At 76.1% G+C, this 25,784-nt stretch carries 24 protein-coding genes; 9 read left to right on the forward strand and 15 right to left on the reverse strand.

Annotated features, from left to right (window positions below):
• Nucleotides 1-31 precede the first annotated feature (31 nt).
• Nucleotides 32-964 (forward strand): LysR family transcriptional regulator, encoded by a 933-nt coding sequence (locus tag ACRYR8_RS12670; protein ID WP_432484903.1) that lies wholly within the window; start codon nucleotides 32-34, stop codon nucleotides 962-964.
• A 20-nt stretch (nucleotides 965-984) separates the two neighbouring features.
• Here the strand turns inward: ACRYR8_RS12670 and ACRYR8_RS12675 are convergent, their stop codons facing one another.
• The 4 genes from ACRYR8_RS12675 to ACRYR8_RS12690 all read right to left on the reverse strand — a co-directional run bounded on the left by ACRYR8_RS12675 (nucleotide 985) and on the right by ACRYR8_RS12690 (nucleotide 5,229).
• A complete protein-coding gene (locus tag ACRYR8_RS12675; protein WP_432484904.1) occupies nucleotides 985-2,001 on the reverse strand; it encodes a sensor domain-containing diguanylate cyclase in 1,017 nt (338 codons plus the stop codon).
• A gap of 115 nt (nucleotides 2,002-2,116) precedes the next feature.
• Nucleotides 2,117-2,860 (reverse strand): SDR family oxidoreductase, encoded by a 744-nt coding sequence (locus ACRYR8_RS12680; protein WP_432484905.1) that lies wholly within the window; start codon nucleotides 2,858-2,860, stop codon nucleotides 2,117-2,119.
• A 39-nt stretch (nucleotides 2,861-2,899) separates the two neighbouring features.
• Entirely contained in the window at nucleotides 2,900-3,766 is an 867-nt protein-coding gene (locus ACRYR8_RS12685) for a DNA-3-methyladenine glycosylase 2 (RefSeq protein WP_432484932.1), read from the reverse strand.
• 32 nt (nucleotides 3,767-3,798) lie between these two features.
• The gene (locus tag ACRYR8_RS12690; protein WP_432484906.1) at nucleotides 3,799-5,229 is read right to left on the reverse strand and encodes a DNA polymerase IV; all 1,431 of its coding nucleotides are present in this window, start codon (nucleotides 5,227-5,229) and stop codon (nucleotides 3,799-3,801) included.
• A 77-nt stretch (nucleotides 5,230-5,306) separates the two neighbouring features.
• On the opposite strand from ACRYR8_RS12690, the gene ACRYR8_RS12695 reads away from it, so the two are divergent.
• Nucleotides 5,307-6,056, forward strand: a complete 750-nt coding sequence (locus ACRYR8_RS12695; protein WP_432484907.1) for a sulfite exporter TauE/SafE family protein — start codon at nucleotides 5,307-5,309, stop codon at nucleotides 6,054-6,056.
• 27 nt (nucleotides 6,057-6,083) lie between these two features.
• Nucleotides 6,084-7,145 (forward strand): winged helix DNA-binding domain-containing protein, encoded by a 1,062-nt coding sequence (locus ACRYR8_RS12700; RefSeq protein WP_432484908.1) that lies wholly within the window; start codon nucleotides 6,084-6,086, stop codon nucleotides 7,143-7,145.
• Nucleotides 7,146-7,174: 29 nt separating this feature from the next.
• Here the strand turns inward: ACRYR8_RS12700 and ACRYR8_RS12705 are convergent, their stop codons facing one another.
• Nucleotides 7,175-8,476: an MFS transporter gene (locus ACRYR8_RS12705; RefSeq protein WP_432484910.1), complete on the reverse strand. Its 1,302-nt coding sequence runs from the start codon at nucleotides 8,474-8,476 to the stop codon at nucleotides 7,175-7,177.
• 69 nt (nucleotides 8,477-8,545) lie between these two features.
• A complete protein-coding gene (locus tag ACRYR8_RS12710; RefSeq protein WP_432484912.1) occupies nucleotides 8,546-9,166 on the reverse strand; it encodes a pyridoxamine 5'-phosphate oxidase family protein in 621 nt (206 codons plus the stop codon).
• Nucleotides 9,167-10,799: 1,633 nt separating this feature from the next.
• Here ACRYR8_RS12710 and ACRYR8_RS12715 point away from each other — a divergent pair.
• The 5 genes from ACRYR8_RS12715 (at nucleotide 10,800) to ACRYR8_RS12735 (ending at nucleotide 13,638) form a co-directional block, all read left to right on the forward strand.
• On the forward strand, nucleotides 10,800-11,279 hold the full coding sequence (locus ACRYR8_RS12715; RefSeq protein WP_432484914.1) for a DUF2975 domain-containing protein: 480 nt from the start codon (nucleotides 10,800-10,802) through the stop codon (nucleotides 11,277-11,279).
• Nucleotides 11,279-11,536: a helix-turn-helix domain-containing protein gene (locus tag ACRYR8_RS12720; protein WP_432484916.1), complete on the forward strand. Its 258-nt coding sequence runs from the start codon at nucleotides 11,279-11,281 to the stop codon at nucleotides 11,534-11,536. The genes ACRYR8_RS12715 and ACRYR8_RS12720 overlap by 1 nt, the downstream gene beginning before the upstream one ends.
• A 382-nt stretch (nucleotides 11,537-11,918) precedes the next feature.
• The gene (locus tag ACRYR8_RS12725; RefSeq protein ID WP_432484918.1) at nucleotides 11,919-12,365 is read left to right on the forward strand and encodes an anthrone oxygenase family protein; all 447 of its coding nucleotides are present in this window, start codon (nucleotides 11,919-11,921) and stop codon (nucleotides 12,363-12,365) included.
• A 22-nt stretch (nucleotides 12,366-12,387) separates the two neighbouring features.
• Nucleotides 12,388-12,867: a heme-degrading domain-containing protein gene (locus ACRYR8_RS12730; protein ID WP_432484919.1), complete on the forward strand. Its 480-nt coding sequence runs from the start codon at nucleotides 12,388-12,390 to the stop codon at nucleotides 12,865-12,867.
• Between the two features lie 3 nt (nucleotides 12,868-12,870).
• Nucleotides 12,871-13,638, forward strand: coding sequence for a putative protein N(5)-glutamine methyltransferase (locus ACRYR8_RS12735; protein WP_432484920.1), 768 nt, complete (start codon nucleotides 12,871-12,873; stop codon nucleotides 13,636-13,638).
• Between the two features lie 27 nt (nucleotides 13,639-13,665).
• Here the strand turns inward: ACRYR8_RS12735 and ACRYR8_RS12740 are convergent, their stop codons facing one another.
• Together ACRYR8_RS12740 and ACRYR8_RS12745 are read right to left on the reverse strand one after the other, a co-directional pair.
• Nucleotides 13,666-14,004, reverse strand: coding sequence for a cupin domain-containing protein (locus tag ACRYR8_RS12740; protein WP_432484921.1), 339 nt, complete (start codon nucleotides 14,002-14,004; stop codon nucleotides 13,666-13,668).
• Nucleotides 14,005-14,187: 183 nt separating this feature from the next.
• Nucleotides 14,188-16,626 (reverse strand): replicative DNA helicase, encoded by a 2,439-nt coding sequence (locus tag ACRYR8_RS12745; RefSeq protein ID WP_432484922.1) that lies wholly within the window; start codon nucleotides 16,624-16,626, stop codon nucleotides 14,188-14,190.
• Between the two features lie 362 nt (nucleotides 16,627-16,988).
• On the opposite strand from ACRYR8_RS12745, the gene ACRYR8_RS12750 reads away from it, so the two are divergent.
• Nucleotides 16,989-18,320, forward strand: coding sequence for an MATE family efflux transporter (locus ACRYR8_RS12750; protein ID WP_432484923.1), 1,332 nt, complete (start codon nucleotides 16,989-16,991; stop codon nucleotides 18,318-18,320).
• Here the strand turns inward: ACRYR8_RS12750 and ACRYR8_RS12755 are convergent.
• The 7 genes from ACRYR8_RS12755 to ACRYR8_RS12785 all read right to left on the reverse strand — a co-directional run bounded on the left by ACRYR8_RS12755 (nucleotide 18,304) and on the right by ACRYR8_RS12785 (nucleotide 25,657).
• Nucleotides 18,304-19,770: a GGDEF domain-containing protein gene (locus ACRYR8_RS12755; protein WP_432484924.1), complete on the reverse strand. Its 1,467-nt coding sequence runs from the start codon at nucleotides 19,768-19,770 to the stop codon at nucleotides 18,304-18,306. The two genes, ACRYR8_RS12750 and ACRYR8_RS12755, sit on opposite strands and share 17 nt — an antisense overlap.
• Before the next feature lie 126 nt (nucleotides 19,771-19,896).
• Nucleotides 19,897-20,349 (reverse strand): 50S ribosomal protein L9, encoded by a 453-nt coding sequence (rplI, locus tag ACRYR8_RS12760; protein ID WP_432484925.1) that lies wholly within the window; start codon nucleotides 20,347-20,349, stop codon nucleotides 19,897-19,899.
• A gap of 14 nt (nucleotides 20,350-20,363) precedes the next feature.
• Entirely contained in the window at nucleotides 20,364-20,600 is a 237-nt protein-coding gene (gene rpsR, locus ACRYR8_RS12765; protein WP_166612805.1) for a 30S ribosomal protein S18, read from the reverse strand.
• Nucleotides 20,601-20,740: 140 nt separating this feature from the next.
• On the reverse strand, nucleotides 20,741-21,307 hold the full coding sequence (locus ACRYR8_RS12770) for a single-stranded DNA-binding protein (protein WP_432484926.1): 567 nt from the start codon (nucleotides 21,305-21,307) through the stop codon (nucleotides 20,741-20,743).
• The gene (gene rpsF / locus ACRYR8_RS12775; RefSeq protein WP_432484927.1) at nucleotides 21,307-21,603 is read right to left on the reverse strand and encodes a 30S ribosomal protein S6; all 297 of its coding nucleotides are present in this window, start codon (nucleotides 21,601-21,603) and stop codon (nucleotides 21,307-21,309) included. Before rpsF ends, ACRYR8_RS12770 begins: the two co-directional genes overlap by 1 nt.
• 251 nt (nucleotides 21,604-21,854) lie before the next feature.
• Nucleotides 21,855-23,279: a glycosyltransferase 87 family protein gene (locus ACRYR8_RS12780; RefSeq protein ID WP_432484928.1), complete on the reverse strand. Its 1,425-nt coding sequence runs from the start codon at nucleotides 23,277-23,279 to the stop codon at nucleotides 21,855-21,857.
• A 71-nt stretch (nucleotides 23,280-23,350) separates the two neighbouring features.
• A complete protein-coding gene (locus ACRYR8_RS12785; protein ID WP_432484929.1) occupies nucleotides 23,351-25,657 on the reverse strand; it encodes a transglycosylase domain-containing protein in 2,307 nt (768 codons plus the stop codon).
• Nucleotides 25,658-25,784: the final 127 nt, after the last annotated feature.

Genomic DNA, 25,784 nt, shown 5'->3' on the forward strand with positions numbered 1-25,784 from the left:
GGGAAGGGGAGAACTCATGCATCCTGGTGGGGTGGAGGACGTCGACGGGGTGGTGCAGGCCCTCGCGGGCCCGCTGCGGGTGCTGGTGACCGTCGCCGACCACGGGCACGTCACCCGTGCGGCGCAGGAGCTGCGGCTGGGGCAGCCCACTGTCAGCCGTGCGCTGGCCCGCGTGCAGGACGCGGTGGGCGTGCCGCTGCTCGTCCCGCACGGGCGCGGGGTGCGGCTGACGGCCGCCGGGCGCGCGCTCTCCGACGCCGCCCGGCGGGCGCTGGGCGAGGTGGAGCGCGGCGTGCGGGCGGTGCGGGAGGACGACTCCCCCGACACCGGCCGCGTCGCGCTGGGGTTCCTGCACACCCTCGGGGCGGCGGCCGTTCCGGCGCTCGTGCGGGCGTTCCGCCAGGAGCACCCCGCCGCCCGCTTCCAGCTCACCCAGGACTCCGCCGGCACGCTGCTGGCGCAGCTGGCCGACGGGCACGTCGACCTGCTGCTCACCTCGCCCCTGCCGCGCGGGACGGCCTGGCGCACCCGGCCGCTGCTCGAGCAGCCCCTCGTGCTGGCCCTGCCCGCCGAGCACCCGCTCGCCGGGCGGGACCGGCTGGCCCTGGGTGACGTCGCCGGCGAGGACTTCGTGCTGTTCGAGCACGGCTACGGGCTGCGCGAGACCGCCGACGCGATGTTCGCCGAGGCGGGGGTCGTGCCGCGGGTCGCGTTCGAGGGGCAGGACGCCGACACCGTGCGGGGGCTGGTCGCCGCCGGCCTGGGCGTGGCGCTGCTGCCGGCGCCCGGCGACCCGCGCCCGGACGTCGTCGAACGGCCCCTGGCCGGGCCGTCCACGTCGCGGACCGTGGGGCTGGTGTGGCGCGACGAGGAGCTGCCGCGGGTGGCCGCGGCGTTCCGGGACGTCGTGCTGGCGCGCCCGGAGCTGCTGGGCCCCGGGCCGGTCGCGCACCGCGGCCGCTGAGCGCACGGCACGAGCGGGACCTACGGCGCGGGGCGCGCCCGCTCGGAGCGGCGGACCTGCTTGACCCCGTACATGGACCGGTCCGCGGCGCCGAGCGCCTCGTCGGGCGAGGCCCCCGGGGCGGCGAGGTGCGCGCCGACGCTGACCCCCACCCGGCCGGTGCCCCCGGTCAGCTCGAACGGTGCGGCCACGGCCCGCTGCACGCGCCCGGCCAGCTCGTCCAGCTCCGCCGGCGTGACGCCCGGGCACAGCACGACGAACTCGTCGCCGCCCGGGCGGGCCAGCAGGTCGCCGGGGCGCACCGCCTCGCGCACGCGGCGGGCCACCTCGGTCAGCAGCTGGTCCCCCGCGACGTGGCCCAGCTCGTCGTTGACCGTCTTGAAGCCGTCCAGGTCGCAGTACAGCAACCCGCACCCGTCGCCGCCGGGCTCCAGCGCGGTGCGCAGCCGCTCGAAGAGCGCACGCCGGTTCAGCGCGCCGGTGAGGACGTCGGTGCGGGCCAGCTCGTGCAGGCGCAGCTCGGCGCGGCGCTGCTCCGTGATGTCCACGCCCACGCAGACCATGCGGTGCGGACCGCCGTCGCGGTCGGGCAGGGGGGTGTTGTGCCAGGCGATCAGGTGGGTGCGCCCCCAGCGGTCCCGCCAGGTCCCCTCGGCCACCGCGCCGGCCGGGCCGGCAGCCATCTCCTCGATGTCCGAGCGGGCCCGGTGCTGCTCGGGCAGGACCACGAGGGCCTCCCACACCCCGCGCCCGACGACCTCGTCGGCGGTGAAGCCCGTCAGCTCCTCGCAGGCGCGGTTGAACAGCTCGATGCGCCCCTCGGCGTCGAGGATGCACACCAGTGCGGTGGTGTTGCGCAGCACCGCGCGCACCACGTCGGCGTCCAGGGCGCCGCCACCCGCGTACCGGCCGCAGTGCTCGCAACCGCGCGCACCACCCGGCCCGGCGTCGTCAGCGCGCACCGGGTGCGTCACGAACGGCCGCGGCGGGGGGCTGTCCACCGGGTCCTCACGCCGCAGCGCCGCACGCTCCTCCACCCGCCCGCACCCCCGTCCCGCCACGCCGTCCGCACGCCCCGTGGCGGCGGTCCGACCCGATGGTGCCCGCCGGGGCGCCGCGACGCCAAGGCAGCGGTGCCGGGGCAGCGGTGCCCTACCGCCCGCCGCTGACGTCCAGCGTCGTGCCGGTCACGTAGGAGGCGGCGTCCGACAGCAGCCACACGACGGCCTCGGCGACCTCGGAGGCCTCCCCGCCGCGGCCCATCGGCACGCTGCGCTGCAGCCGCTCCACCCGCCCGGGGTCGCCGGCGGAGGCGTGGATGTCGGTGCGGATCAGGCCCGGGCGCACCCCCACGACCCGGATGCCCTGCTCGGCGACCTCGCGCGCCAGACCCACGGTGAGGGCGTCGACGGCGGCCTTGGAGGCGGCGTAGTCCACGTACTCGCCGGCGCTGCCGAGCACCGCGGCGCGCGAGGAGACGTTGACGACGACGCCACCGCCGCTCCTGGCCATGCGGGTCACGGCCTCGCGCGCGCACAGGAACGCGCCGACGACGTTGACCTCCATCAGGCGGCGGACGCGCGCGACGTCGATGTCCACGACCCGCGCCTGGGGGGCGTTGACCCCGGCGTTGTTCACCAGGCCCGTCACGGGGCCCAGCTGCTCCGCCTCGGCGAACAGGCGCCGCACGTCCGCCTCGGAGGAGACGTCGGCGCGCACCGCCTTCACGGGCGTGCCGAGCTCGGCGGCCTGCTCGGCGACGACCTCGGCGGCCTCGCGGCGCGTGACGTAGCTGAAGCAGGTCGGCACCCCCCGCGCCGCCAGCGCCTGCACGACGGCGGCGCCGATGCCCCGGCTGCCACCCGTCACGACCACGGTCCCCTGGGCGTGCTGCACGTCCCGCACGCTACCCAGCACCGCCGCACCCACTCACCGTCACCCCCCGGTGACGCCGGCGAAGGCGTGCGCCGTCCACAGGTGCAGCAGCGCGTAGCCGCGCCACGGCCGCCACCCCTGCGCGCGCGCCAGCGCCTGCGCCGGGGACACCCTGCCCATCGCGGCCCGCAGCACCAGGTCGCCGGGCAGGAAGGCGTCGTCCTCACCCAGCACCCGCAGCGCCACGCAGTCGGCCGTCCACGGGCCGACGCCCCGCACCTCCAGCAGCCGCTCCCGCGCTGCCGGCCCCTCGCCCGCCTCCCGGGCCGCGTCCAGGTCCAGCCCGCCGGCCAGCAGCTCGGCCAGCGCGTGCAGGGCCCGCGAGCGCGCCCCCGTCAGGCCCGTGACCGCGCGCAGCGCGTCGGGACCGGCAGCCGCCAGCGCCCCCGGGTCCGGGAAGGCGAGCAAGCCCTCCCCGGCGGGGCGGCCGTGCGCCGCGACGAGCCGGCCGGCGAACGTGCGGGCCGCCGCCAGCGACACCTGCTGCCCCAGCACCGTCAGCAGCGCCGTCTCCGCGCCCGACACCGACCGCGGCACCCGCAGCCCCGGGCGGGCCGCCACCAGCGCGGCCAGCGAGGGGTCGGCGCGCAGGTGGGCCTCGGCCGCGGCGACCCCGCCGTCCAGGTCCAGCCAGCGGCGCACCAGCCCCGCCACCTCGCCCAGCACCGGCGCCGGGGCCCGCACCAGCACCCGCTCGCAGCGCTCCCCGGCTCCCAGCACCACCGCGGCGGCGACCGGTCCGGCGGCGGTGGGCACCACCCGCTCGTGGGTGCCGGTGGCCGCGTCGAACCGCTCGGCGCCCGGCACGGCGTGCGCCACCAGGAACCGGCGCAACGGGTCCGCCGGCAGGCCGCCGGGCACGTCCAGCGCGAGCTCGGCCGGGTGCCCGGGCGGCGCCGTCACGACGCCGTCCGGGCGGCGGCGTCCCGCTGCGCCGCCCACCGCCGCGGGTCGAACACCGGCGGGCCCGCCGGCAGCAGGTCCGGGTCGTCGTCGCGGAAGGTGCGGATCCGCCCCGGCGGGGTGTGCGGGCCCTCGAAGCGCACCGTCACCCGGCCCACCCCCGAGCCCTGCACCCACCCCGGGCCGTGCTCGGCGTGCTCCACGTCCTGGCCCGGCAGCCACCCGGGCCGCGCGGGCGGTCCGTACGGGTGCGCAGAACCGCCCGGCACCAGCGCGCCCGGCGGCGGCTCCTCGGGCTCGGGCTCGTCCACCGGGCCCAGCAGGTCCGCCAGCAGGTCGGTCTGCGCGAACCCCGACAGCCCCGAGACCCCCACCCCCAGCAGCCGCACCCCGTCGGCGACGTCCACCCCCTCCAGCAGCTCCACGGCGTGCGCAGCGATCTCGCGCGCCGAGCTCGTGGCGTGCGGCAGGGTCCGGGAGCGGTTCAGCGTCGTGAAGTCGTAGCGGCGCACCTTCAGCGTCACCGTGCGGCCCGACACGCCCGCCGCCACCAGCCGGCCCGCGACCCGCTCCGCCGTCCGGCGGGTGCGCTCGGCCAGGTCCCGCCGGTCGGTGAGGTCGGTGCCGAACGTCTGCTCCGCCGAGACCGACTTCGCCTCCCGCTCGCCGACCACCGGCCGCGGGTCCACCCCGCGCGCGAACGCCAGCAGGCCCGTGCCGTGCGCCCGGCCCAGCATCCGCACCAGCTCCCCCTCGTCCGCGGCCGCCAGGTCCCCCACCGTGCGCAGCCCGCTGCGCACCAGCCGGTCACCCGTGACCGCACCCACGCCGGGCAGCTTGCGCACGCTCAGCGGGTCCAGCAGCTCCCGCTGCCCGTCCGGCGGCACCACCACCAGGGCGTCCGGCTTGCGCAGGTCCGAGGCGATCTTCGCCACCAGCTTGCTGGGCCCGGCCCCCACCGACACCGTCAGCCCGGTGCGCTCGCGCACCGCCGCGCGGAACCCCTCCGCCACCGCGGTCACCGCCGCGACGTCCAGGCCCTCGTGCGCGGCCGACAGGTCCACGTACGCCTCGTCCATCGACACCGGCTCCACCAGCGGCGACAGCTCGCGCGCCAGCGCCATCACCTGCTCCGACACCACCCGGTACGCCTCGAAGCGCCCGGAGAGGTACGCGGCGTTCGGGCACGCGCGCCGCGCCTGCGCCGTCGGCATCGCCGAGCCCACCCCGAAGACCCGCGCCTCGTAGCTGGCCGTGGCCACCACCCCGCGACCGCCGGTGCCGCCGACCACCACCGGCCGCCCCCGCAGGGAGGGCTTGTCGCGCTGCTCCACCGCGGCGAAGAAGGCGTCCAGGTCCAGGTGCAGCACGGCCGGGCGGGTCGGGTCCGGGCGCGAGCGCACCGGGGACGCACCGGAGGAGGACACCGCACGAGTCTGCCCGGGACCACCGACAGCTACCCTCGCGCGGTGACACCGCCCCAGCGCCGGGACGCCCCGTGGACGTGAGCACCACCGGCCTCGTCCTGCTCGTCGTCGCCGCCCTGGTCATCGGCTTCGCCAAGACCGCCGTCGGGGGCGCCGCGACCGTCGCGGTGGCGATCTTCGCCTCGGTGCTGCCGGCGAAGGAGTCCACCGGCGCGATCCTCCCGCTGCTCATCGTCGGCGACCTGTTCGCCGTCGCCGCCTACCGCCGGCACGCCGACTGGGGGCTGCTGCTGCGGCTGCTGCCCAGCGTCGTCGTCGGCGTCCTCGCGGGCGCCTGGTTCGTCGGCGCCGTCGACGACACGGTGATGCGCCGCTCCATCGGCGGGGTCCTCCTGCTGCTCGTGGCCCTGCACCTGCTCCGGCGGCACCGCCTGCGCCGGCGCGGCGGCGACCTCGTGCCCGCCTCCCCCGGCCGGCGACGCCTCGTCGCCGCGGCCTTCGGGCTGCTGGCGGGGTTCTGCACCATGGTCGCCAACGCCGGCGGCGCCCCCATGTCGATCTACCTGTTCACCATGGGGCTGGGCGTCATGTCGTTCCTGGGCACCGGCGCGTGGTTCTTCTTCATCCTCAACGTGTTCAAGCTGCCGTTCAGCGCCGGGCTGGGGCTCATCACCGCCGAGTCGCTGCGGCTGGACCTGCTGCTGGTGCCCGCCGTCGTCGCCGGCGCCCTCGTGGGCCGGTGGGTCGTGGGCAGGCTGAACCGCGAGCGGTTCGAGAACGTCGTGCTGGGCGCCTCGGCGCTGTCCGCGCTGAACCTGCTGCGCTGAACCTGCTGCGCTGAGAGGGTGGGGACCGTGCCGACGAGCGCGAGCGAGGTCGGGCTGTGGCGGCTCGTCGCCCAGCGGGTCGTGCCGCCGCTGCCGGGCGCGGCGCAGGTCGTCGAACACCTGACGTGCGTGCAGGCGCAGGACCTGCGCGCCGCCGCCACCGCCGTCGCGCTGCGCACCGCGCCGGGCGCTGCGGGGCTGGCCGCCGCCCTGGACGCCGGGCGGGTCGTGCGGTCCTGGCCGCTGCGCGGCACCCTGCACCTGCTGCCCGCCGCCGACCTGCCGTGGGTGCTGGCCCTGTGCGCGCCGCGCGTGCTGCGCTCCACCGCGACCCGCCGCGCCGGCCTCGGCATCGGCGACGACGACGTGCGCGCCGCCCGCACCGCCGCCGAGGGCCTCCTCGGCGGCGGCCGCGGCGCCTCGCGCGCCGAGCTGCTCACCGCGTTCGAGGCCGCGGGGCAGAGCACCGCCGCCGGGCGCGGCTACCACCTGCTGCTGCACCTGTCGTTGAGCGGCGTGCTGTGCCTGGGGCCGCTGCGCGGCGGCGAGCAGGAGTTCGTGCTGCTCGCCGAGCACGTGAGCGCACCGCGCGTCCTCGACGGGGACGAGGCGCTCGCGGAGATCGCCCGCCGGTTCCTCCTCTCCCACGGCCCCGCCACGGTCGCCGACCTGGCCCGCTGGGCGGGGCTGCCGGTCACTGCGGCCCGTCGCGGCGTGGCCGCCGTGCGCGGCGAGCTGGCCGCGGTGGACGTCGGCGGGGTGGAGCTGCTGCACGACCCCGCCCTGGGGGACCTCGTCGCCGCGCACCGCGGCGAGGCCGCCGCCCTGCACCTGCTGCCCGGCTTCGACGAGTTCCTCCTCGGCTACGCCGACCGCTCCCACGTCCTGCCGCCCGAGCACGCCCAGCGCGTCGTGCCCGGCGGCAACGGCGTCTTCCGCGGCACCGTCGTGCACGGCGGCGCCGTCGTCGGCACGTGGGGCCGGGGCCGCCCCGGGGTGGCCGCCGAGCCGTTCGGCGAGTTCACCCCGGCGCAGCTGCGGGAGGTGGAGCGCCGCGCCGCCGCGCTGCCCGACGGCCGGCTCGGCTGAGGCCGCAGCGCGGTGGACCGGGCGCTGCCCTACTCCCGCGCGCCCGTCCCCGCGCCGTGGTGCACGGCCCGGCGCGGCAGCACCCGCTCGAGGAGGAGCACTCCCCCGCCGCCGGCCGCGCTGAGGGCGGCGAGGACCAGCCAGGGCGCTGCGGTGCCGACGGCGAAGAGGGTGGTGAAGAACGCCGGCGCCGCGATCGAGGCGAAGGCGAAGGAGTACTGGAAGCTCGCCAGGTACCGGCCGCGCGCGTGCGCCGGGGCCGCCGCGGCGGCCAGCGCGGTGGACGCGGGGGCGTGCAGCAGCTCGGCGGCGGTGAACAGCAGGGTCGCCGCCGCGAGGGCGACGGCGAGGCCCGGGGTGCCGGGGCCGAGCACCGCCATCGCCAGCGCCCACGCCGTCCACAGCGCCGCGGCCAGCGCCACCACCCTCGTGCGGCGGTGCCGGGGCAGGCGCGCCCCCACGGGCACGGACAGCACGGCCACGAGCAGGGCGTTGCCGGCCAGCACCGCCCCGGTCAGCCAGGGCGCTGCGCGCAGGTCCTCGCGCACCACGGTCGGCAGCGCCAGACCGAGCAGCACGCTGGCCAGGGCGAAGACCGTGTTCAGCCCCACCAGCGCCAGGAAGGGCCGGTCGCGCAGCAGCGCCGCGTACCCGCCGCGCAGGCCCCCGGCCCGGTCCGCCGGCCGCGCGCCCGCCGGGCGGGGAGCGCGCACGAAGGCGGCGATGAGCACCGCCGCCGAGGCGAAGCAGGCGGCGGCCGCGTGGGCGACGACCACGTAGGTGCCCGCGCGGCCGTCGGCGACGACGACGCCGGTGACGAGGCCCCCGCCGGCCAGCCCGGCGGTGCGGGCGCCGTTCGCCACCGAGAACCACGTGTCCGCCGCCCACCGGCCGCCCCCGTCGGCGTGGTCGGCGAGCGCGGTGAACACCGACGACCAGAAGAACCGCACCCCCACCGCCACGAGCGCGGCCGCCCAGAAGACCCCCACCGGGCCGTCCACGTGCGCGTGGGCGAGGAACCCGGCGGCCTGCAGCGCCTGCGCGCCGACGACGACCGGCAGGGCGCCGACGCGGTCGGCCAGCGCGCCCGCCCACAGCGGCACCGGCAGCGCCAGCGCGTTCGCGGCCGTCAGCAGCACGCCCAGCAGCGCCAGCGGCACCTCGGTCAGCTCGAGGAAGAACACCAGCGACAGCGGCAGGAACAGCCCGTTGCCCAGCGAGTCGACGGCCAGCGCCGCGACCAGGACGGCACCGCCCCGGCTCCCGCCGGGGGTCGCGGCGGGAGCGGCGCCGGGGGTCGCGGCGGGCTCGTGGGAGGCGGGGTCGGGCACGGTGGGGCTCCAGGTCGAGGCCGGGCGGGGCGCGCCCGGTCGCCGGCGGTGCTCGTCGCACCGGCGCGCTCAGGAGGTGCGGTAGAGACCGGCGGCGTAGTCGGGGCCGTAGTGGCGCTCCAGGTCCTCCAGCGCCTCGCCCGGCCGCTCCAGCGCGCGGGCGAGCACGGCCCGGGACGGCACCGCGTCCGGCGCCCAGGTCTCCTCCTCCCACAGCCGCGAGCGCAGGAACGCCTTCGAGCAGTGGTGGAAGACCTGCTCGACCTCCACCACGAGGGCCAGGAGCGGCCGGTGCCCGCGCACCTCCATCCGCTCGAAGAACGGCGCGTCGCGCACGAGGTGGGCGCGGCCGTTGATGCGCAGCGTGTCCCCGCGACCGGGCACGAAGTGGACCAGGCCGACGTGCGGGTTGGCGAGGACGTTGCGGAACCCGTCGACGCGGCGGTTGCCGGGCCGTTCCGGGATCGCGACGGTGGTCTCGTCGAGGACGAGCGTGAACCCGGGAGGGTCGCCCTTCGGGGAGACGTCGCAGGTGCCGTCGGCGCCGGAGGTGGCGATCAGGCAGAACGGGGAGGCGGCCAGCCACTGCCGGTCCAGCTCGTGCAGGCGGGCGCGCTCCTTGGCGAGGGCCTGCGGCAGCGGCTCCCCGACGAGTTCCCGCAGCTCGGCCTCCGACGTGATGCGACGCACACCCGGAGTGTGCCCACCGCCGGGCGCCGGCGCGACGGTTTTGCCCCGAGGGGGTTCGTCCTGCCGGGCGGTCGTCGCGGCCGGGCGGCACCGACCGGGTGCCGGGCGCCCCGGGACGGCTCGGCGGGTGCGTGATGTCTCGGGACATCGGTGACAGTCCTGCATCAGGACATCGGTGACAGTTGACGTGTCAGGACTTCGGTGACGGTCACGGAGTCGAGCAGCCGTCGGCCCCGGGGTCCGCCGTTGCCGACGCACCACACGTGATCACGCGCGGATCGCGGGATGACCGGTAGATCGTCCGGTACCTGGGCCGTCTCCTCTGCCCAGGAGGGAGCGGGTAACGCTCTGGCGCTGGCATCGTCGAACCCATGACGGAGCTGACCGACGACGAGGTCTGGAACGAGCCCCTCACCGGCCTGCCCTTGCCACCGCAAGCGGTGCACATCCTGGACTCCCTGCTGCCCATGCGCGGACGCAGCCGCCGCGGCTACAACCGTCCGCCGGACACCCTCGCCGAAGCCTGGCAACCCGCCTCCCAGGCCAGCTTCCGGGACTGGTTGGGCTTCGAGCCCCCCACCCTGCCCAGCCTCATCGAGGACCACGGACTGACCGAGTACTTCGTCGTGCACCCCTTCGAGGAACGCCCTCCGCGTCGGGCCATCCCGCCGGGGGCCAACGTGACCTTGAGCGTCTCGTACGCGCCCGCCGACATCGAGTGGGCTGCGCCGGGCTCCTACGCTGCCGCCGCTGAGCGCGGGATGGTCACCGTGTCCCTGCTGACCGGCTACGGCGCACCGTGGCCACAGGTACCGCGCCCGACCTGGCAGGTCCGCACCAACGAGGGCAGTGGCGACTCCGTCGTCGTCCCCCTGGGGGGCACTCTCATCGGGGTACAGCGCCGCCACGCCGCTTCCACCCGCCTCGCCTGGTCTATGACGACACCGTCCCCGGGGTTCAACGTGGAGGTGTGGGCGCACCTGCCACGGCGGGGAAGGTTGCCCTCAGTTACACCACCCCAGGGGACTCACCGCCCTGAGATCGGCAGGTGGGGGTGGTCGCGGGGCGTCCTGGCCAGCGCCATGACGAGCGCACCTCCCGGCCGCGCGAACTGCCGAGCAAGCTCAGCGTCGGCACGAGCTGGACCCGTCGGGCAGCCTGTGCTGCATGGCCAGCAGAGCGCGCTTCTCCGTCGGAGCATCCGTGCGCGTGCGAGGGACTGGCTCCGACCTGCCGCCGCCGCGCCGCTATCCGGACGACTGGGGGCTGCTCCGGCCGTTCGACGGGTGGTGGGTCCGGCCGGACATCCCCGGCAGCCTCGCCGGGCAGGCGTCCTCCACCGTGGGGGCACCTGTCGAGCGGAGCGCCCGTGGCAGCGCGCGGCGTGCGGAGGTGGTCCTGACGCTGACATTGCGGGAACACTGAACCGGTCGCGGCGCTCGACGCGCGGCCGCGTGGTCACCGACACGAGCGGACGCCGACGGCTGCTCAAGATCGCGCACTCAACGCGCCGTGACCGTGAAGGCGCGCAAGGGGCGCGGACCTCCTGGGCCGGCACCGGTACGGCCTCCAGCCGCGCGCACCACCCTGGCGACCTATTGACTTTCGATTAATGCCGAGCGACTATCGATAGATGAGCATTATCGTCATCCGCGCGTTGCGGATCTGCATCGTCCTGCTCGGCCTGGGTGCCCTGATCGGCCAGGCCGTCTACGTACCCGTCGCGGCCTGGCAGTCGGCCGATGCCCACCCGGAGCTGGCCGGTTTGGCGGTGCCGTACACGATCGCCGCGATCGTGGTGCTGGCTTGCGTGCAGGCTGCGGTGGTGGCGGTGTGGGTGCTGCTGTCGCTGGTGCAGGACCGGCGCATCTTCGACCCGGCGGCCCTCCGCTGGGTCGATGTGATCATCGCCGCCGCGGCGGTGGCCACGGTCGTGATCGTCGCCACGCTGACGCACCTGATCAGCTGGGTCGGCGTCGGTGGGCCGCCGGCGCTGCTGCTGCAGGCCGCTTCCCTGGTCGGCGGGGTGAGCTTCGTGCTGCTGATGATCGTGATGCGGGCCCTGCTGCGCTCAGCGACGGTGCTCTCCAGCGAGATGGCCGCGGTCGTCTGATGGCCGTGATCGTCGACCTCGACGTCATGCTGGCCAAGCGGAAGATGCCGGTGGGTGAGTTCTCCCGCCGGATCGGCTTGTCCCCGGCCAACGTGGCCGTCTTGAAGAACGGTCGGGCCAAGGCGGTGCGGTTCAGCACCCTGGATGCGATCTGCCGGGTGCTGGACTGCCAGCCCGGCGACGTCCTGCGCTGGGTGCCGGACGAGGCCGCCGAAACGATCGAGGGCGCGGAGTCGGCGCAGCCCGCTTCACGCTGACGCACCCGCTGGCGCCCCGGCCATCAGCACCACCACCCGGAGACCGGCATGACCGTGACGTCGGCGGCTGACCCGCCGGCAGTCAGGCACGCCTTCCACCGGCAGATCCGAGGAGCCGGGGGAGTGTCACCACCAGGACCGGCCGCGGTGTCACCGATGTCCTGATGCGGCACCGTCACCGATGTCCTGGGAGATGACAACGGCTCGGCGGGTGGCTGCACGGGCGGTGGGCCGCCGCGCGGGCCGGGCGGGAGCTCGTGCGGGCGGTGCTCGACCACGCCGCCGGCGACCTCACCGGCCTGGCCGCCCTCAGCACCGGCGGGCACGCGCCCCGGGTGGTGATCGCCCCACCGGCGCGCCGCCGTTCCGGCAGGATCACCTCGTGACCTCCCCGCCGGCCCGCGCCCACGACGTCCTCACCGCCGTCCTCGTGGCGGCGATCGTCCCCGACCCCGCCGGGCGGCACCGGCGCACGGCGGATTTCGCGCAGTACGTGCCCCACCAGCAGCGCGCCGACGCCGTGATGCGCCGCCTGGCCCCCGCGCTGTCGGTGGCGTCGATGGGCTCCGGGCTCCTCGCGGTGGGCGCCCTGGCGCGGCGCGACCCGGCCGCCGCGGCCTGGCGGGCGGTGTCGGTGGCCGCCGTGGCGGGGGCGATCGCGCTCACCGTGCGCGTGCACGTGCCGTTCAACCGGCAGCTGCGCACCTGGGCCCCGCAGCAGGAGGTCCCCGGGTGGCGGGAGGGCCGGGCCCGCTGGGAGCGTGCACACCACGCGCGGCGCGGCCTCGTCGTCCTCGCCGGCGCCGCCGCCCTCGCCGCCCGCCGCTGACCCCCGGCCCGGAGGAGACCCGATGACCGACGACCACACCGCCCTGCTCGCCGAACTGGAGGCGCAGGAGACCGACCTCGTCTTCGACGCCTTCGAGAACCTCATCGCGTGGCGGGTGGGCACCTTCCTGGCCGAGCGCGCCGTGTCCCTCGACCTGCCGGTGGCGATCGCGGTGCGCCGGGGCGCTCAGCGCCTCTTCCACGTCGGCCTGCCCGGTTCCTCCGCCGACAACGACGTGTGGCTGGACCGGAAGATGGCCGTCGTGGACCTGTACGGGCGTTCCTCCTACCTGGTGGGCACCCGCTTCCGCGCCGCCGGCGGCCACTTCGACACCGACTCGCGCCTGGACACCGGCCGGTACGCCGCGCACGGCGGCGCCTTCCCGGTGCTGGTGCGCGGCGTCGGCTGCGTCGGGTCGGTCGCAGTGTCGGGGCTGCCGGAGGCGGAGGACCACCGCGTCGTCGTGGAGGGCCTGACCGCGTTCCTCGCCGGGGGCGCCTGAACCGTGACCGCCGACGCCCTCGCCGAGTGGTTGCGCGCCGCCGGGTGCGTGTTCGCCGAGCGGGAGGCGGCGCTGCTGCGCGAGGCGGCGCCCTCCCCGGCGCACCTGGACGCCCTCGCCGTCCGCCGCGTCGCCGGCGAGCCCCTGGAGCAGGTTCTGGGGTGGGCGGAGTTCCGCGGGTTGCGGCTGCGCGTCGAACCGGGCGTGTTCGTGCCCCGGCAGCGCTCCGGACTCCTCGTGGACCTCGCCGCGCCCCTGCTGGCGCCGGGCGCGACGCTCGTGGACCTGTGCTGCGGCACGGGCGCCCTGGCGGCGGCGCTGGCCGCGCGGGTGCCGGGAGTGGTGGTGCACGCCGCCGACGTCGACCCGGCGGCGGTGCGGTGCGCGCGGGTGAACCTGCCCGGTGCGCACGTGCACCTCGGCGACCTGTTCGACGCGCTGCCCACCGCGCTGCGCGGAGACCTCGAGGTGGTGGTGGCGAACGTGCCGTACGTGCCGAGCGCCGAGGTGGCGCTGCTGCCGCCGGAGGCTCGCGAGCACGAGGCGCGCGCCGCCCTGGACGGCGGCGCGGGCGGGCTGGAGGTCCTGCGGCGGGTGCTCGCGGGGGCGGTGACCTGGCTGCGGCCGGGCGGCCGGCTGCTCTCGGAGGTCGCGGAGCGGCAGGCGGGGACCGCGCGCCGGGCCGCGGCCGCGGCGGGGCTGGACGCCCGGACGGTGACGGACGAGGAGTTCGAGACGACCGCGCTGGTGGCGAGCCGACCGGCGCGGTGAAGGCACCCGGCGCGGGCCGGGGCGTGCTCAGATCGTGGGGTCGCCGTCCGGCAGGCCGGTGACGGTGGTCAGCAGGAACGCGGAGTCCTCCACGGCGGCCACGGCGTGGCGCTGGTGGGTGAGCACGACCAGCTCACCGGTGGAGACCTCGGTCTCGTGGTCGCCGGAGACGCGCACCCGGCCGGTCAGCACGTGCAGGCTCGCCGCCTGCGGGGAGTTGTGCTCCCCGAGGCCCTCCCCCGCCCGCAGGGCGATGAGGGTCTGGCGCAGGTGCCCGTCGTGGACGAGCAGCTCGGCGCTGCGGCCGTGCGGGGACGAACGCGCTGTCCCCAGGTGCTCGTCGGTGACGCGACGCAGATCGACCACGGTGTCCTCCTGGCGCTTGCGTGCCCTGCCGCGATCATCCTGGCGGAGGCGGCGCCGCACCGCACGCGGGGCACGCCTCGCCCGCCGGGACGTCCCGCACCGCCCCGCACCCCGGGCACAGCAGGTGCAGCCAGCAGACCGGCTCACCGCCCTCGCCCGACTCGCCGCCCACCCCGGCCGCCGTCAGGTCGCCATGTCCACGAAGCGCGAGTAGTGCCCCTGGAAGGCGACGGTGATCGTGTCCGTGGGGCCGTTGCGGTGCTTGGCGACGATGAAGTCGGCCTCACCGGCGCGCGGGGACTCCTTCTCGTACATGTCCTCGCGGTGCAGCAGGACCACCATGTCGGCGTCCTGCTCGATGGAGTTGTGGACGGCGATGCCGTTCGCGACGAAGTTGTGCCCGCCCGCGACGGTCGCGTCGAACACCTGCTCCTCGCCGTCCGCCTCGATCGCCACGACCTCGTCCCACAGGACGTCGTTGACGGCCACGACCTCCAGGTCGGCGTCGTCGAGCAGCGCGGTCATCGCGCCGAGCGGTTGCGCGGCCGGCGCGGCGCCCTCCGCCACCGGGGTGAACAACGCCCGGACGTCGTCCCAGACGCGCTGGGGCCCCCGCGGGGCCGGGCCGGGGCCGGCGGGACGGCGGACGATCGACAGCAGGCGGGCGCCGGCCCCGTCCTCGCCACCGCTCGTCCCGATCTCCTGGAGGAAGCGGCGCTGCTCGTCCCTGCCGGTGACGTCGACGGTCCAGCGGCCCTCCCCCTCCGCGGCCGCCGACGTCGACACGGCGATGCCGAAGCGCAGCAGGAGCCGGGCCACGCCGTCCGCCAGCTCGCGGCTGGGCACCGTCAGCCACAGGCGACCGCCGTCACCGGCCGGCCGCACCTCGGCACCCCCGCAGCGCGACCAGAGCTCACGCAGCAGCAGGGCGATCCGCCGCTTGGGCAGGTGGAACACCTCGTCGGGCAGCGCGGCCCCCTCGAAGCGGTGGCCGGCGCCTGCCGGGGAGTCGTCGAGCAGGTGCGCCAGCAGCAGCACCCGCTCGTCCTCCCAGCTCGCCACCCGCTCCGGCCCCGGCACGTGGCGCGGCACGGCCAGGCGGTCGCCGGCGCCCAGCTCGCCCAGCGGCCTCCACCCGTCGTACGTGAGGAAGGGGTGGTTCGCGGTGGCCCGGACCTCCTTGCCGGAGGCCAGGCGCAACCGGAACACCGGCTTCACACCCGTGGGGAACACGTGGGTGAGGTGGCGGCGCACGTAGCGCAGGGAGTCGTCCAGCGCCCACACCGGCACGTCGCGCGCCTGGAGGGCGAAGAGCTCCTCCAGCGTCGTCTCCGCGCCCGTGTCGGCGCGCAGGACGCGGGTGTCCGCGGTCAGGCAGCCCGACTCGCGCAGGTCGCTCATCTGCGGCTTCTTGTCGGTGCGCTGCTCCGGGCCGCGGTTCAGCTGCGACAGGGCGATGACCGGGACCTCGAGCTCCTTGGCGAGCAGCTTCAGGGCGCGGGAGAACTCCGAGACCTCCTGCTGACGGCTCTCCACCCGCTTGCCGGACGTCATCAGCTGCAGGTAGTCGACGATGACGAGCTTGAGGTCGGCGCGCTGCTTCAGCCGCCGGCACTTGGAGCGGATCTCCATCAGCGACATGTTCGGGGAGTCGTCGATGTACAGCGGCGCCTCGGAGATCGCGCCCATGGTGCGCGCCAGCTTCGTCCAGTCCTCCTCGCGCATCGTGCCCTTGCGCATGTTCTGCAGGGGGATGCGCGCCTCGGCGGACAGCAGGCGCATGGAGATCTCGTTGCGGCCCATCTCCAGCGAGAAGATCACCGACGCCAGGCCGTGCTTGATGGAGGCGGCGCGGGCGATGTCCAGTCCCAGCGTCGACTTGCCCACGGCCGGCCTGGCCGCGATGACGATCATCTGGCCGGGGTGCAGGCCGTTGGTCAGACCGTCCAGGTCGGCGAAGCCGGTGGGGACGCCCACCATGCCCTCGCCGCGGTGGGAGCTGGCCTCGATCTCGTCGATGGCGCCCTCGATGACGTCGCCGAGGACGGCGTAGTCCTCCTTCACCCGCTTCTCGGTGACGGCGTACACCTCGGCCTGGGCGGAGTTCACGATGGCGTCGACGTCCATGCCGTCGGCGCCGTAGCCCATCTGCACGATGCGGGTGCCGGCCTCCACGAGGCGGCGCAGCACGGCGCGCTCGCGCACGATGCGGGCGTAGAAGCCGGCGTTGGCGGCGGTGGGGACGGTGGAGATGAGGTCGTGCAGGTACGGGGTGCCGCCGACGCGGGCCAGCTCGCCGCGGTTGGTCAGCTCGGCGGAGACCGTGACGGGGTCGGCGGGCTCGCCGCGGGAGTAGAGGTCGAGGATCGCCTCGTAGATCAGCTCGTGGGCGGGGCGGTAGAAGTCGACGCCCTTGAGCACCTCGACGACGTCGGCGATGGCGTCCTTGGACAGCATCATGCCGCCCAGCACGCCCTGCTCGGCGGCGATGTCCTGGGGGGGCATGCGCTCGAACGGCTCGCTGCCCACCTCGGGGCCCCGGTCGCTGCCGCGCTCCCCGCCGCCGCGCCGGGAGCCGCCCGACCCGCCGCGCTTCGCCGGCGCGTCGTCGAACGTCGTCACGCTGCTGCGCCCCTCTTCCCGGACACCCGGCCACGAGCCGCTGGAGCGGCCGCCCGCCGGTGCTTCCACCGCTGTCGACCGAGGTCTACCGGGAGGGTCCGACACCGCGGTCCCGGCACCTTGGCGCACGGGGGGAGCAGCGGTCAAACCAGCCTGTGCACAGGGCGGTTGACAACCTGTGGACGAACTGGGGGTCGCGGTGCACAGGGGGTGGACAACCCTGGGGACAACCTGCGGATCCGTCCACCCCAGCTTCAGCGCACCCACTCTGACCTGCGACGATGCCGACCACGAGCTGTGGAGGAGAAATCCACCGGAACGACGGGGGGCTGACCGTGAGGTTGCGGTCTGGTAACGGTTCCGTGCCGGGGCTCAAGGTGGGGGCCCGGGACGCCGAGATCGCCCGGTTGGCCGTGCCCGCGCTGGGTGCCCTGGTGGCCGAGCCGCTGTTCCTGCTGGCCGACTCCGCCATCGTCGCCAGCCTCGGCACCCTGCCGCTGGCCGGCCTCGGCGTGGCCGGCGCCGTGCTCGCCACGGCCGTCAGCCTGTTCGTCTTCCTCGCCTACGGCACCACCGCCGGGGTGTCCCGCCGCCTCGGCGCGGGCGACGTGCGCGGGGCGCTGGCCGCCGGCGTGGACGGCGTGTGGCTGGCGCTGGGGCTGGGGGTCGTCACGGCCGTGGTGGTCTCCGCCGCGGCGGGGCCGCTCGTGGACGCCCTGGGCGTCTCGGCCGACGCACGCCCCCACGCGCTGACCTACCTGCGGGTGAGCCTGTGGGGGCTGCCCGGGATGCTCGTGGTGCTGGCCGCCACCGGCCTGCTGCGGGGCCTGCAGGACACCCGCACGCCGCTGGTGGTCGCCGCCTCCGGCGCCGGCCTCAACGCGGTGCTCAACCTCCTGCTCGTGCACGGCCTGGGGTGGGGCATCGGCGGCTCGGCGGCAGGCACCGCCGCCACGCAGGTGCTGATGGCCCTGGTGCTGACGGCGGTGGTGGCGCGGGGCGTGCGGCGCACGGGGGCGCCGGTGCGGCCGCACCCCCTGGGCGTGCTGCGCAGCGCCCGCGCCGGCGTCCCGCTGCTGGTGCGCACCCTGACCCTGCGCGTGGCGCTGCTGCTGACCACGTACGTCGCGGCCGCCCAGGGCGACTCCGGGCTCGCCGCCCACCAGGTCGCGATGACGGTGTGGACGACCACCGCGCTCGCGCTCGACGCCCTCGCGATCGCCGCGCAGGCGCTGGTCGGCCGCGACCTGGGGGCCGGGGACGTCGACGCGGTGCGCGCCACCGTGCGCCGCACCTCGCAGTGGGGGGTGCTGGTCGGCGCGGTCCTGGGCGTCCTCGTGGCGGCCTGCTCCTGGCCGGTGGCGGGCCTGTTCGCGCCCACGGCGCAGGTGCGCGGCGACCTGGCGGCAGCGCTCGTCGTGCTGGGCCTGTGCCTGCCGGTGGCCGGGTGGGTCTTCGTCCTGGACGGGGTGCTCATCGGCGCCGGTGACGGGCGCTACCTGGCGCGCGCCGGGGTGGTGACGCTCGCGGCGTACGCGCCGCTGGCGGTGCTGGTGCTGCTGCTGGCCCCGCCCGGGCGCGCCGGGCTGGTGTGGCTGTGGGTGTCCTTCTCGGGCGCCTACTCGGCGGCGCGGCTGGTGACGCTGGTGCGGCGCGAGCGCTCCGGCGCCTGGGTGGTCACCGGAGCGGGGTGAGGTCGGCGGGCCGCGGGCCGGGGCCGGCGGCGGTCACGACGCGGTCGCGACCGGCGTGCTTGGCCTCGTACAGCGCCGCGTCGGCGCGGGCCACCAGGTCGGCGAGGGGCTCGGTGCGGTCCCACTGGGCCACGCCCGCCGAGAACGTCTGCGCCAGCGGGGTGCGCGGGCGCAACCCCTCCACCACGGCGGCGGCCTCCGCGAGGTCCCGCCCTGGCAGCAGCACGAGGAACTCCTCCCCGCCCCAGCGGGCCAGGACCGCCCCGGTGCCGTCGAGCGCACCGCCCCAGGCGGTCGCGGCCTGCAAGAGCAGCTGGTCGCCGGCGGGGTGGCCGAAGGTGTCGTTGAAGCTCTTGAAGCGGTCCAGGTCGAGCATCGCCGCCGACAGCGGGTGCCCGCCGGCGAGGGCCGACTGCTGCATGCGGTGCAGCTCGGCGTCGCCGCTGCGGCGGTTCGGCAGGCCGGTGAGGGCGTCGGTGCGGGCCAGCGCGGCCAGCTGCTCGGACTGCTCCTGCACGCGGGTCAGCAGCCCGGACATGCGCAGCACGACGAGCACGAACAGGACCACGGAGCTGAGCCCCACGGCCCACGGCTCCGGCGAGAGCCCGAGGGCGAGCTGCAGCAGCATCGTGCCGGGCGAGAGCAGGCTGGCGAACATCAGCGCGAGCAGGCGGCCGCGGCTGAACTCCACGCCGGTGGTGGACTCCACCTCCGTCAGCCGCCGCATGGAGGGGTGCAGGGCGGCGGCCGCCACGCACGCGTACGACGCGAGCCACCCGGCGTCGAGGATGCCGGAGTAGACGCCGTTCAGGCTCTGCACCTGGTAGGCGCTGTCGGTCACGAGCATGAGCAGGACGCCGGCGCCCAGCAGCCGGAAGGAGGCGGTGCGGGCGCCGCTGGAGGTGAACAGGCGCACCAGCAGCGCCAGCAGCAGCACGTCGCCCACCGGGTACAGCGCGGCCAGGACGCGCGCCGGCACGGAGGCGGTCCCGTCGGCCAGCGTGGGCTGCATGAGGAAGATCCAGCTCAGCAGCGCGAACCCGATGGCGATGATGGCGGTGTCGATGACCCCCTCGCGGTCGCCGCCCCCGGAGCGCGAGCGCACGAACGACCACAGGCCCAGCGTCAGCAGGGGGTAGGCGGCCAGGTAGAAGACGTCGGCGAGCGAGGGGAACGGCTCGGCGCCCAGCACGACCTCGGTGTAGGAGTACACGAGGTCGCCGAGGATCCACGCCGCCACCCCGGCCGCGACGAGCCGCCACCCGGTGGGGTCGCGGGGGTGGTACCGGCGGGTGCCGAGCGCGATGAGCCCGGCACAGGCGAAACCCGTGACGGTGTAGAGGACGGTGCGCGCCGGCCCGTTCGGCAGGCTCACGCACAGGGCGATGAGCAGCGGGGTCAGGACGCAGTGCACCCGCAGGGTCGGGGTCGGCAGGTTCGGCGCGCGCACGACCGTGGCATCGGCGCCCGCGGCGGCCCGCTGCAGGGCCGCCCACCCGTTCGGCGCAGGGCCGGGACGCGCCGGGGGCCGGCCCGCGCGGTGCGCGGACCGGCCCCCGGTGCGGTGGTGAACCGCTCAGCCCTGAGCCTCGACGACGTCGATGGTGACGGTCGCCGACACGTCGGGGTGCAGGCGCACGAGCGCCTTGTGCACGCCGACGGTGCGGATCGGCTGGGGCAGCTCGACCTTGCGCTTGTCGACCGCGGGGCCGCCGGCGGCGGTCACGGCCTGCGCGACGTCGGCCGGCGTCACCGCGCCGAACAGGCGGCCGCCCTGGCCCGCGCGGGCGGCGTAGGCCACCGTGCGGGACTCCAGCGACTGCTTGACGGCCTTGGCGTCGTCCAGGCTGGCGATCTCGCGGGCCTTGCGGGCCTTGCGGATCGACTCGACCTGCTTCTCGCCGCCCTTGGTCCACGGCGTGGCCAGGTTGCGCGGCAGGAGGAAGTTGCGGCCGTAGCCGTCCTTGACCTCCACGACGTCGCCGGGCGTGCCGAGGCCGGACACCTCGTGGGTGAGGATGAGCTTCATGTCGTCCCTCCTCCTCAGCGGGCGGAGCTGCTGTAGGGCAGCAGCGCCATCTCACGAGCGTTCTTGATCGCCTTGGCGATCTGACGCTGCTCCTGCACGGAGACGCCCGTCACCCGACGCGCGCGGATCTTGCCGCGGTCGGAGATGAACTTGCGCAGCAGAGCGGTGTCCTTGTAGTCGACGCTCTCGATCTTGGCTGCCTTGAGCGGGTTCTGCTTCTTCTTGGGCTTGCGCACGGGCACCTTGGCCATCGTGGTGCTCCCCTCTCGTGAGAGCCCGGGGTTCAGCCCCGGGATGACGTCGTTCGTGGTGCTCGGTGCTCGACGACCGGGGTCGCGTCGCACCGAGGGTCAGGCCCGCGGGCCTGGAGGGACTGCGGGGAGGCGGTCCGTCAGAACGGCGGGTCGTCGTTGGACGAGCCGCCCCAGCCGCCGCCGGAGCCCTGCGAGGGACCGGTCGCCCAGGGGTCGTCCTGCTGCTGCGGCTGCTGGCCGCCGCCGGAGCTCGCGCCCCAGCCGCCGCCGCCGGCGTTGCCGCCACCGCCGAAACCACCGGAGTTCCCGCCGCCGAAACCGCCACCGCCGCCACCGCCGCGGGAGGTCTTGTTGACCTTCGCGGTGGCGTAGCGCAGCGAGGGGCCGACCTCGTCGACCTGCATCTCGATGACGGTGCGCTTCTCGCCCTCCTTCGTGTCGAAGGTGCGCGACTGCAGGCGGCCGGTGACGACCACCCGGGTGCCGCGCGTGAGGGACTCGGCGACGTTCTCCGCCGCCTCGCGCCAGATGGCGCAGCGCATGAACAGGGTCTCGCCGTCCTTCCACTCGTTCGACTGGCGGTCGAACGTGCGGGGGGTGGAGGCGACCGTGAAGTTGGCCACGGCAGCCCCGGACGGGGTGAAGCGCAGCTCGGGGTCGTTGGTCAGGTTCCCGACCAGCGTGATGACGGTCTCCCCCGCCATCAGGCGGCCTCGGCGCGGAGCAGCTTCGTCCGCAGCACCGCCTCGTTGAGGTTCAGCTGGCGGTCGAGCTCCTGCGCCACGGCGGGCGTGGTGTTGAGCTCGACGACGGCGTAGATGCCCTCGGACTTCTTCTTGATGTCGTAGGCCAGGCGGCGGCGACCCCAGATGTCGACCTTGCCGACCTCGCCACCACCCTGGCGGACCACGTTGAGGAAGCGGTCGAGCGACGGGCTGACCGTGCGCTCCTCCAGCTCCGCGTCGAGGATCACCATGAGCTCGTACTGACGCGCGCTCATTCCCCACCTCCTTCGGTCTCAGGCGGCCACGGTCTCTCCGTGGCAGGAGGGTCTCGGTGCGTCGTCCGCGCCCGTCCAGGCGAGCGCAGAACCACAGCAGTCTACCGGTCCCTCAGCACCCACCGTGCCGCACGGGGAGCCCCGCGCCGCGGCCGTCCACAGCCGGTCCGGCGCGCACGGCCCGCGGCGGCGCTGGGGACACCGCGACGGCCCCCCTTCCCGGACGGCCCTCGCAAGTCCCGCGCGAGCCGTCAGGCCACCCGCACCACCAGCGCGTCCGGCGCCCGGTCCAGGTCGCCGCCGGCGGGGTCGTCCAGCCCCGCCGCGCGCACGGGATCGCGCCACGGCGAGCGCACCTCGCGCACCACCGCGACGACCACCCACCCCAGCGCCGCCAGGCGCAGCAGCAGGAACAGCGCGTACAGCTCCGGCGTCAGGGCCCGCTCCGGGGTGGACTGCCCGGCGATGAACAGCCACACGGCGCCGAAGTACGCGGCCTCGGCCGCCCACCACAGCAGGTGCTCGCGCCAGCGCGGCAGCGCCAGCGCCGCCAGCGGCACCAGCCACAGCGAGGCCTGCACCGGGAACGCCGGGCCCAGCAGGCAGGAGCCCGCCACCAGCAGGAACGCCACCTGCGGCAGCCGCGGGCGCCGCGGCGCCCACAGCACCAGCAGCCCCACCAGCAGCAGCCACGCGAACCAGCCGCCCAGCGTCAGCGCGGTCACGGCCACCGGCGGCAGGCCCGCGGCGTCGGCCGACCCGCCGGCCTGCGCCACCAGCTGCGGCAGCAGCCACGGCGAGCCGTACCCGGCGGCGCGCCCGGCGAAGTCGCGCAGGTACGCGCTCCAGGCGTCCGGGGAGCTCAGCGCGAACGGGGCGTTCACCGCCACCCACGCCGCAGCGGCCGCCACCAGCGTCGTGCCCGCGGCCCGCCAGCGGCCGGCGCGCAGCGCCAGCAGGGCCAGCGCCACCAGCAGCAGCACCGGGTAGGTGCGGGCCGCCACGGCCAGCCCCAGCAGCAGACCCGCGGCCACCGGGCGCCGCCGCGCCCACAGCGCCAGCCCCGCGGTGGCCAGCGCGACGCCCGCCAGGTCCAGCGAGACCAGGCCGGACAGCACCAGCAGCGGGCTCAGCGCGACCAGCAGCGCGTCCCAGCGCCGGCGACGGCCCGCGGCGGCGGCCACCGCGACGACGGTGACGAGCGCGGCCAGCAGCAGCACCACGGCACCGGCGTCGAAGTAGGCGCGCTGCGCGGCCGCGCCGGCGCCCGGGGGCGCGAGGAGGCCCAGCAGCCAGGCCAGCGCCGCCGTCACCGGCGGTTGCCCCAGCGATACCCCGGGCGCGTACGGGCCCAGGCCCTCGGCCAGCCCCGAGGACGTGTAGACGACCGGCAGGTCGGAGTAGCAGGCGTGCACGAACTGGTCGGGGGTGCTCCAGCCCCGCGCCCGGCAGTGGTGCTTGGTGGCGGCCCCCACCGCCACCAGCACCGAGGTCAGCGCCACCAGCACCGGCAGGGGCCTCGCCCACCACGGCGCGCGCGGGGACAGGCGCCGGCCCGCGGGCCCGCCGATCACCTCGCTGGCCGCGCGCAGCACCGGGTCGGCGGTGGTGGGCGGCAGCGGGGGACCCTGCTCGGGCGTGCCGGTGGGCGGGGGCGGGGGGGTGCCGGTGCTCACGGCAGCAGCTTGACCCATCGGGCGGCCCCGCCGCGGGTCGGCCCGGCGACCGGGCCGCGACCGGCGGGCGGTCAGCCGGCAGCGGCCGCCGCGCTCGGCTCGGCGGCGCCGGCCGCGTCGGCGTCCTGCGACCCGCCGGCGCTGTCGGCGTCCTCCTCGACGTCGTCGCCGCCGGACGTGCTCGTGGCGGTGGGCCGCGACGTGCTCGTGGTCCGGGGGGTGGACGTGGCGCTCGAGCCGGAGGTGGACGTGGCGCTCGGGGTGGAGGTGGCGGTCGGGGTCGCCGTGGCGGTGCCCGTGGGCGAGGCCTCCTCCGTGGGGGAGGTGGTCGCCGTGGCGGTCGGCGACTGCGTGGCCGTGGGGCTGGAGCTGCGGGTGGCCGTCGAGGAGGACGACGAGGACGACGAGGAGGAGGACGACCCGCGCGAGGAGCCCACGTAGGCGGGGTCGGGGAAGTCCAGCTCCTCGGTGCCCTCCAGCGCGGCGTCCATGAACTCCGTCCAGATGCGCACCGGGTAGGAGCCGCCGGTGACCTCGCGGCTGCCCAGGCTCAGCGACTGCACCTCGCCGTCGGGGCCGGACTGGTACAGCGCCACGGACGCGGCCAGCTGCGGGGTGTAGCCGGCGAACCAGGCGGACGTGTTGCCCGAGGAGGTGCCGGTCTTGCCGGCCGCGGGGCGGCCCAGGTTGCGCGCGTAGCGGCCGCTGCCCTGCTGCACGACCTGCTGCATGGCGTAGGTGGCGTCGGCGACGACGTCCTCGGAGAAGACGCGCTCCTGCGCCGGGGAGGCGGTGTAGGTGCGGGTGCCGTCGGCGTCGGCGACGCTGGCGATGGTGTGCCACTGGGTGCGCACGCCCTGCGCGGCGAACGTGGCGTAGGCCTGGGTGACGTCGATGGGGTGCGGGGAGGCGGTGCCCAGCACGTTGGAGATGGTGGTGTGCTCGTCCTGCAGGCCGTCGGTGGCCGCCGGGTAGCCGGCGCGGATGGCGACGTCCCGGGTGGCCTCGGGACCGACCTCCTCGTTGAGCTGCGCGTACACGGTGTTCACCGAGTTCGCCGTCGCGGTCAGCAGGTTGATGCGCCCGTAGGAGGAGTCGCCGAAGTTCTCCAGGGTCCAGCCGTCCACGGTCATCGGGCTGGCGCCGCTGTAGGTGGTGCGCAGCGAGGTGCCCTCCTCCAGGGCCGCGACCAGCGTGAACGGCTTGAAGGTGGAGCCCGCCTGGGCGGTGTCCTGGGTGACGGCGTTGCGCTGGCGCTCCAGGTAGTCCGCCCCGCCGTACATGGCGACGACGCCGCCGGTGGCGGGGTCGATCGCGGACAGCGCCGCGTGGAAGCCGTCGGGCAGCGTCGAGGGCAGCTGGTCCTGCACGGCCTCGACGGCCGCGGCCTGCGCCTGCGCGTCGAAGGTGGTGGTGATCTGGAACCCGCCGCGCTGCACCTCGTCCTCGGTGAGGCCGACGGTGTCGATCAGCTCGCGCTTGACGGTGTCCAGCAGGTAGCCGGCGGGGCCCTCGAACTCGTTGCCCCGCGCCGGCTCGATCGTCTCCGGCAGGCCCGCCCGGGCACGCTCCTCGGCCGTCAGCCAGCCCTCCTCGACCATGCCGTCCAGCACGTAGTCGACGCGGGCGGCGGCCGCCTCGGCGTCCTGGCGGGGGTCGTAGTTGCTGGGTGCCTTCAGGACGGCGGCCAGCAGCGCGCCCTGGGAGGCGCTCAGCTGCTCCACGTCCACCCCGAAGTAGGCCTGCGCGGCGGCCTGGATCCCGTACGCGCCCCGGCCGAAGTACACGGTGTTGAGGTAGTCCTCCAGCGTCTCCGCCTTGGACTGCTGCTGGTCGATCTTCAGCGCGAGGAAGAACTCCTTCGCCTTGCGGGTGTACGTCTGCTCGGACGACAGGTAGTAGTTCTTCACGTACTGCTGGGTGATCGTCGAGCCGCCCTGCTGGGTGCCCTCGCTGACGTTGCTCCACAGGGCGCGCACGATGCCGGTGGGCGAGACGCCCCGGTTCTCGTAGAAGGAGCGGTCCTCGGCGGCCAGGACGGCGTGCTGCACGACCTCCGGCACCTGCTCGATGTCCACGTTCTGCCGGTTGACGGCGGAGAAGGTGCCGATGGGCGTGGTGCCGTCGGAGTAGTAGACGGTGCTGGTCTGCGCGTCGGCGAGCTCGTTGGCGTCCGGCACCTCCACCAGCGCGTACGCGGTGGCGAAGCCGGCCACGCCCAGCACGGCACCGACGACGAACAGCCCGCCCAGCCACGCCAGGACGCGGCGGCCCCGGCGGCGGCGCGGCGGCGTCGCGGCGGGACGGCCGGTCCCCCGCCCCTGCGGCCGCTGCGGGCGGCGGGACGACGGGGCGGGGTCGGGACGACGAGCAGCCACTGCGGTCTGGTCCTCCGGGCGTCGGGGCGGGGGGGGGGGGGGGGGGGGGGGGGGGGGGGGGGGGGGGGGGGGGGGGGGGGGGGGGGGGGGGGGGGGGGGGGGGGGGGGGGGGGGGCGGGGGGGGGGG

Origin of the sequence: Kineococcus esterisolvens, from assembly GCF_050871405.1 — a bacterium.
GTDB lineage: Bacteria > Actinomycetota > Actinomycetes > Actinomycetales > Kineococcaceae > Kineococcus.

Coding starts and splice junctions, on each gene's coding strand:
- ACRYR8_RS12715 (WP_432484914.1), top strand. CDS start 10,800: ATGAGCATTATCGTCATCCGCGCGTTGCGGATCTGCATCGTCCTGCTC.
- ACRYR8_RS12720 (WP_432484916.1), top strand. CDS start 11,279: ATGGCCGTGATCGTCGACCTCGACGTCATGCTGGCCAAGCGGAAGATG.
- ACRYR8_RS12730 (WP_432484919.1), top strand. CDS start 12,388: ATGACCGACGACCACACCGCCCTGCTCGCCGAACTGGAGGCGCAGGAG.
- rplI (WP_432484925.1), bottom strand. CDS start 20,349: ATGAAGCTCATCCTCACCCACGAGGTGTCCGGCCTCGGCACGCCCGGC.
- rpsR (WP_166612805.1), bottom strand. CDS start 20,600: ATGGCCAAGGTGCCCGTGCGCAAGCCCAAGAAGAAGCAGAACCCGCTC.
- ACRYR8_RS12770 (WP_432484926.1), bottom strand. CDS start 21,307: ATGGCGGGGGAGACCGTCATCACGCTGGTCGGGAACCTGACCAACGAC.
- rpsF (WP_432484927.1), bottom strand. CDS start 21,603: ATGAGCGCGCGTCAGTACGAGCTCATGGTGATCCTCGACGCGGAGCTG.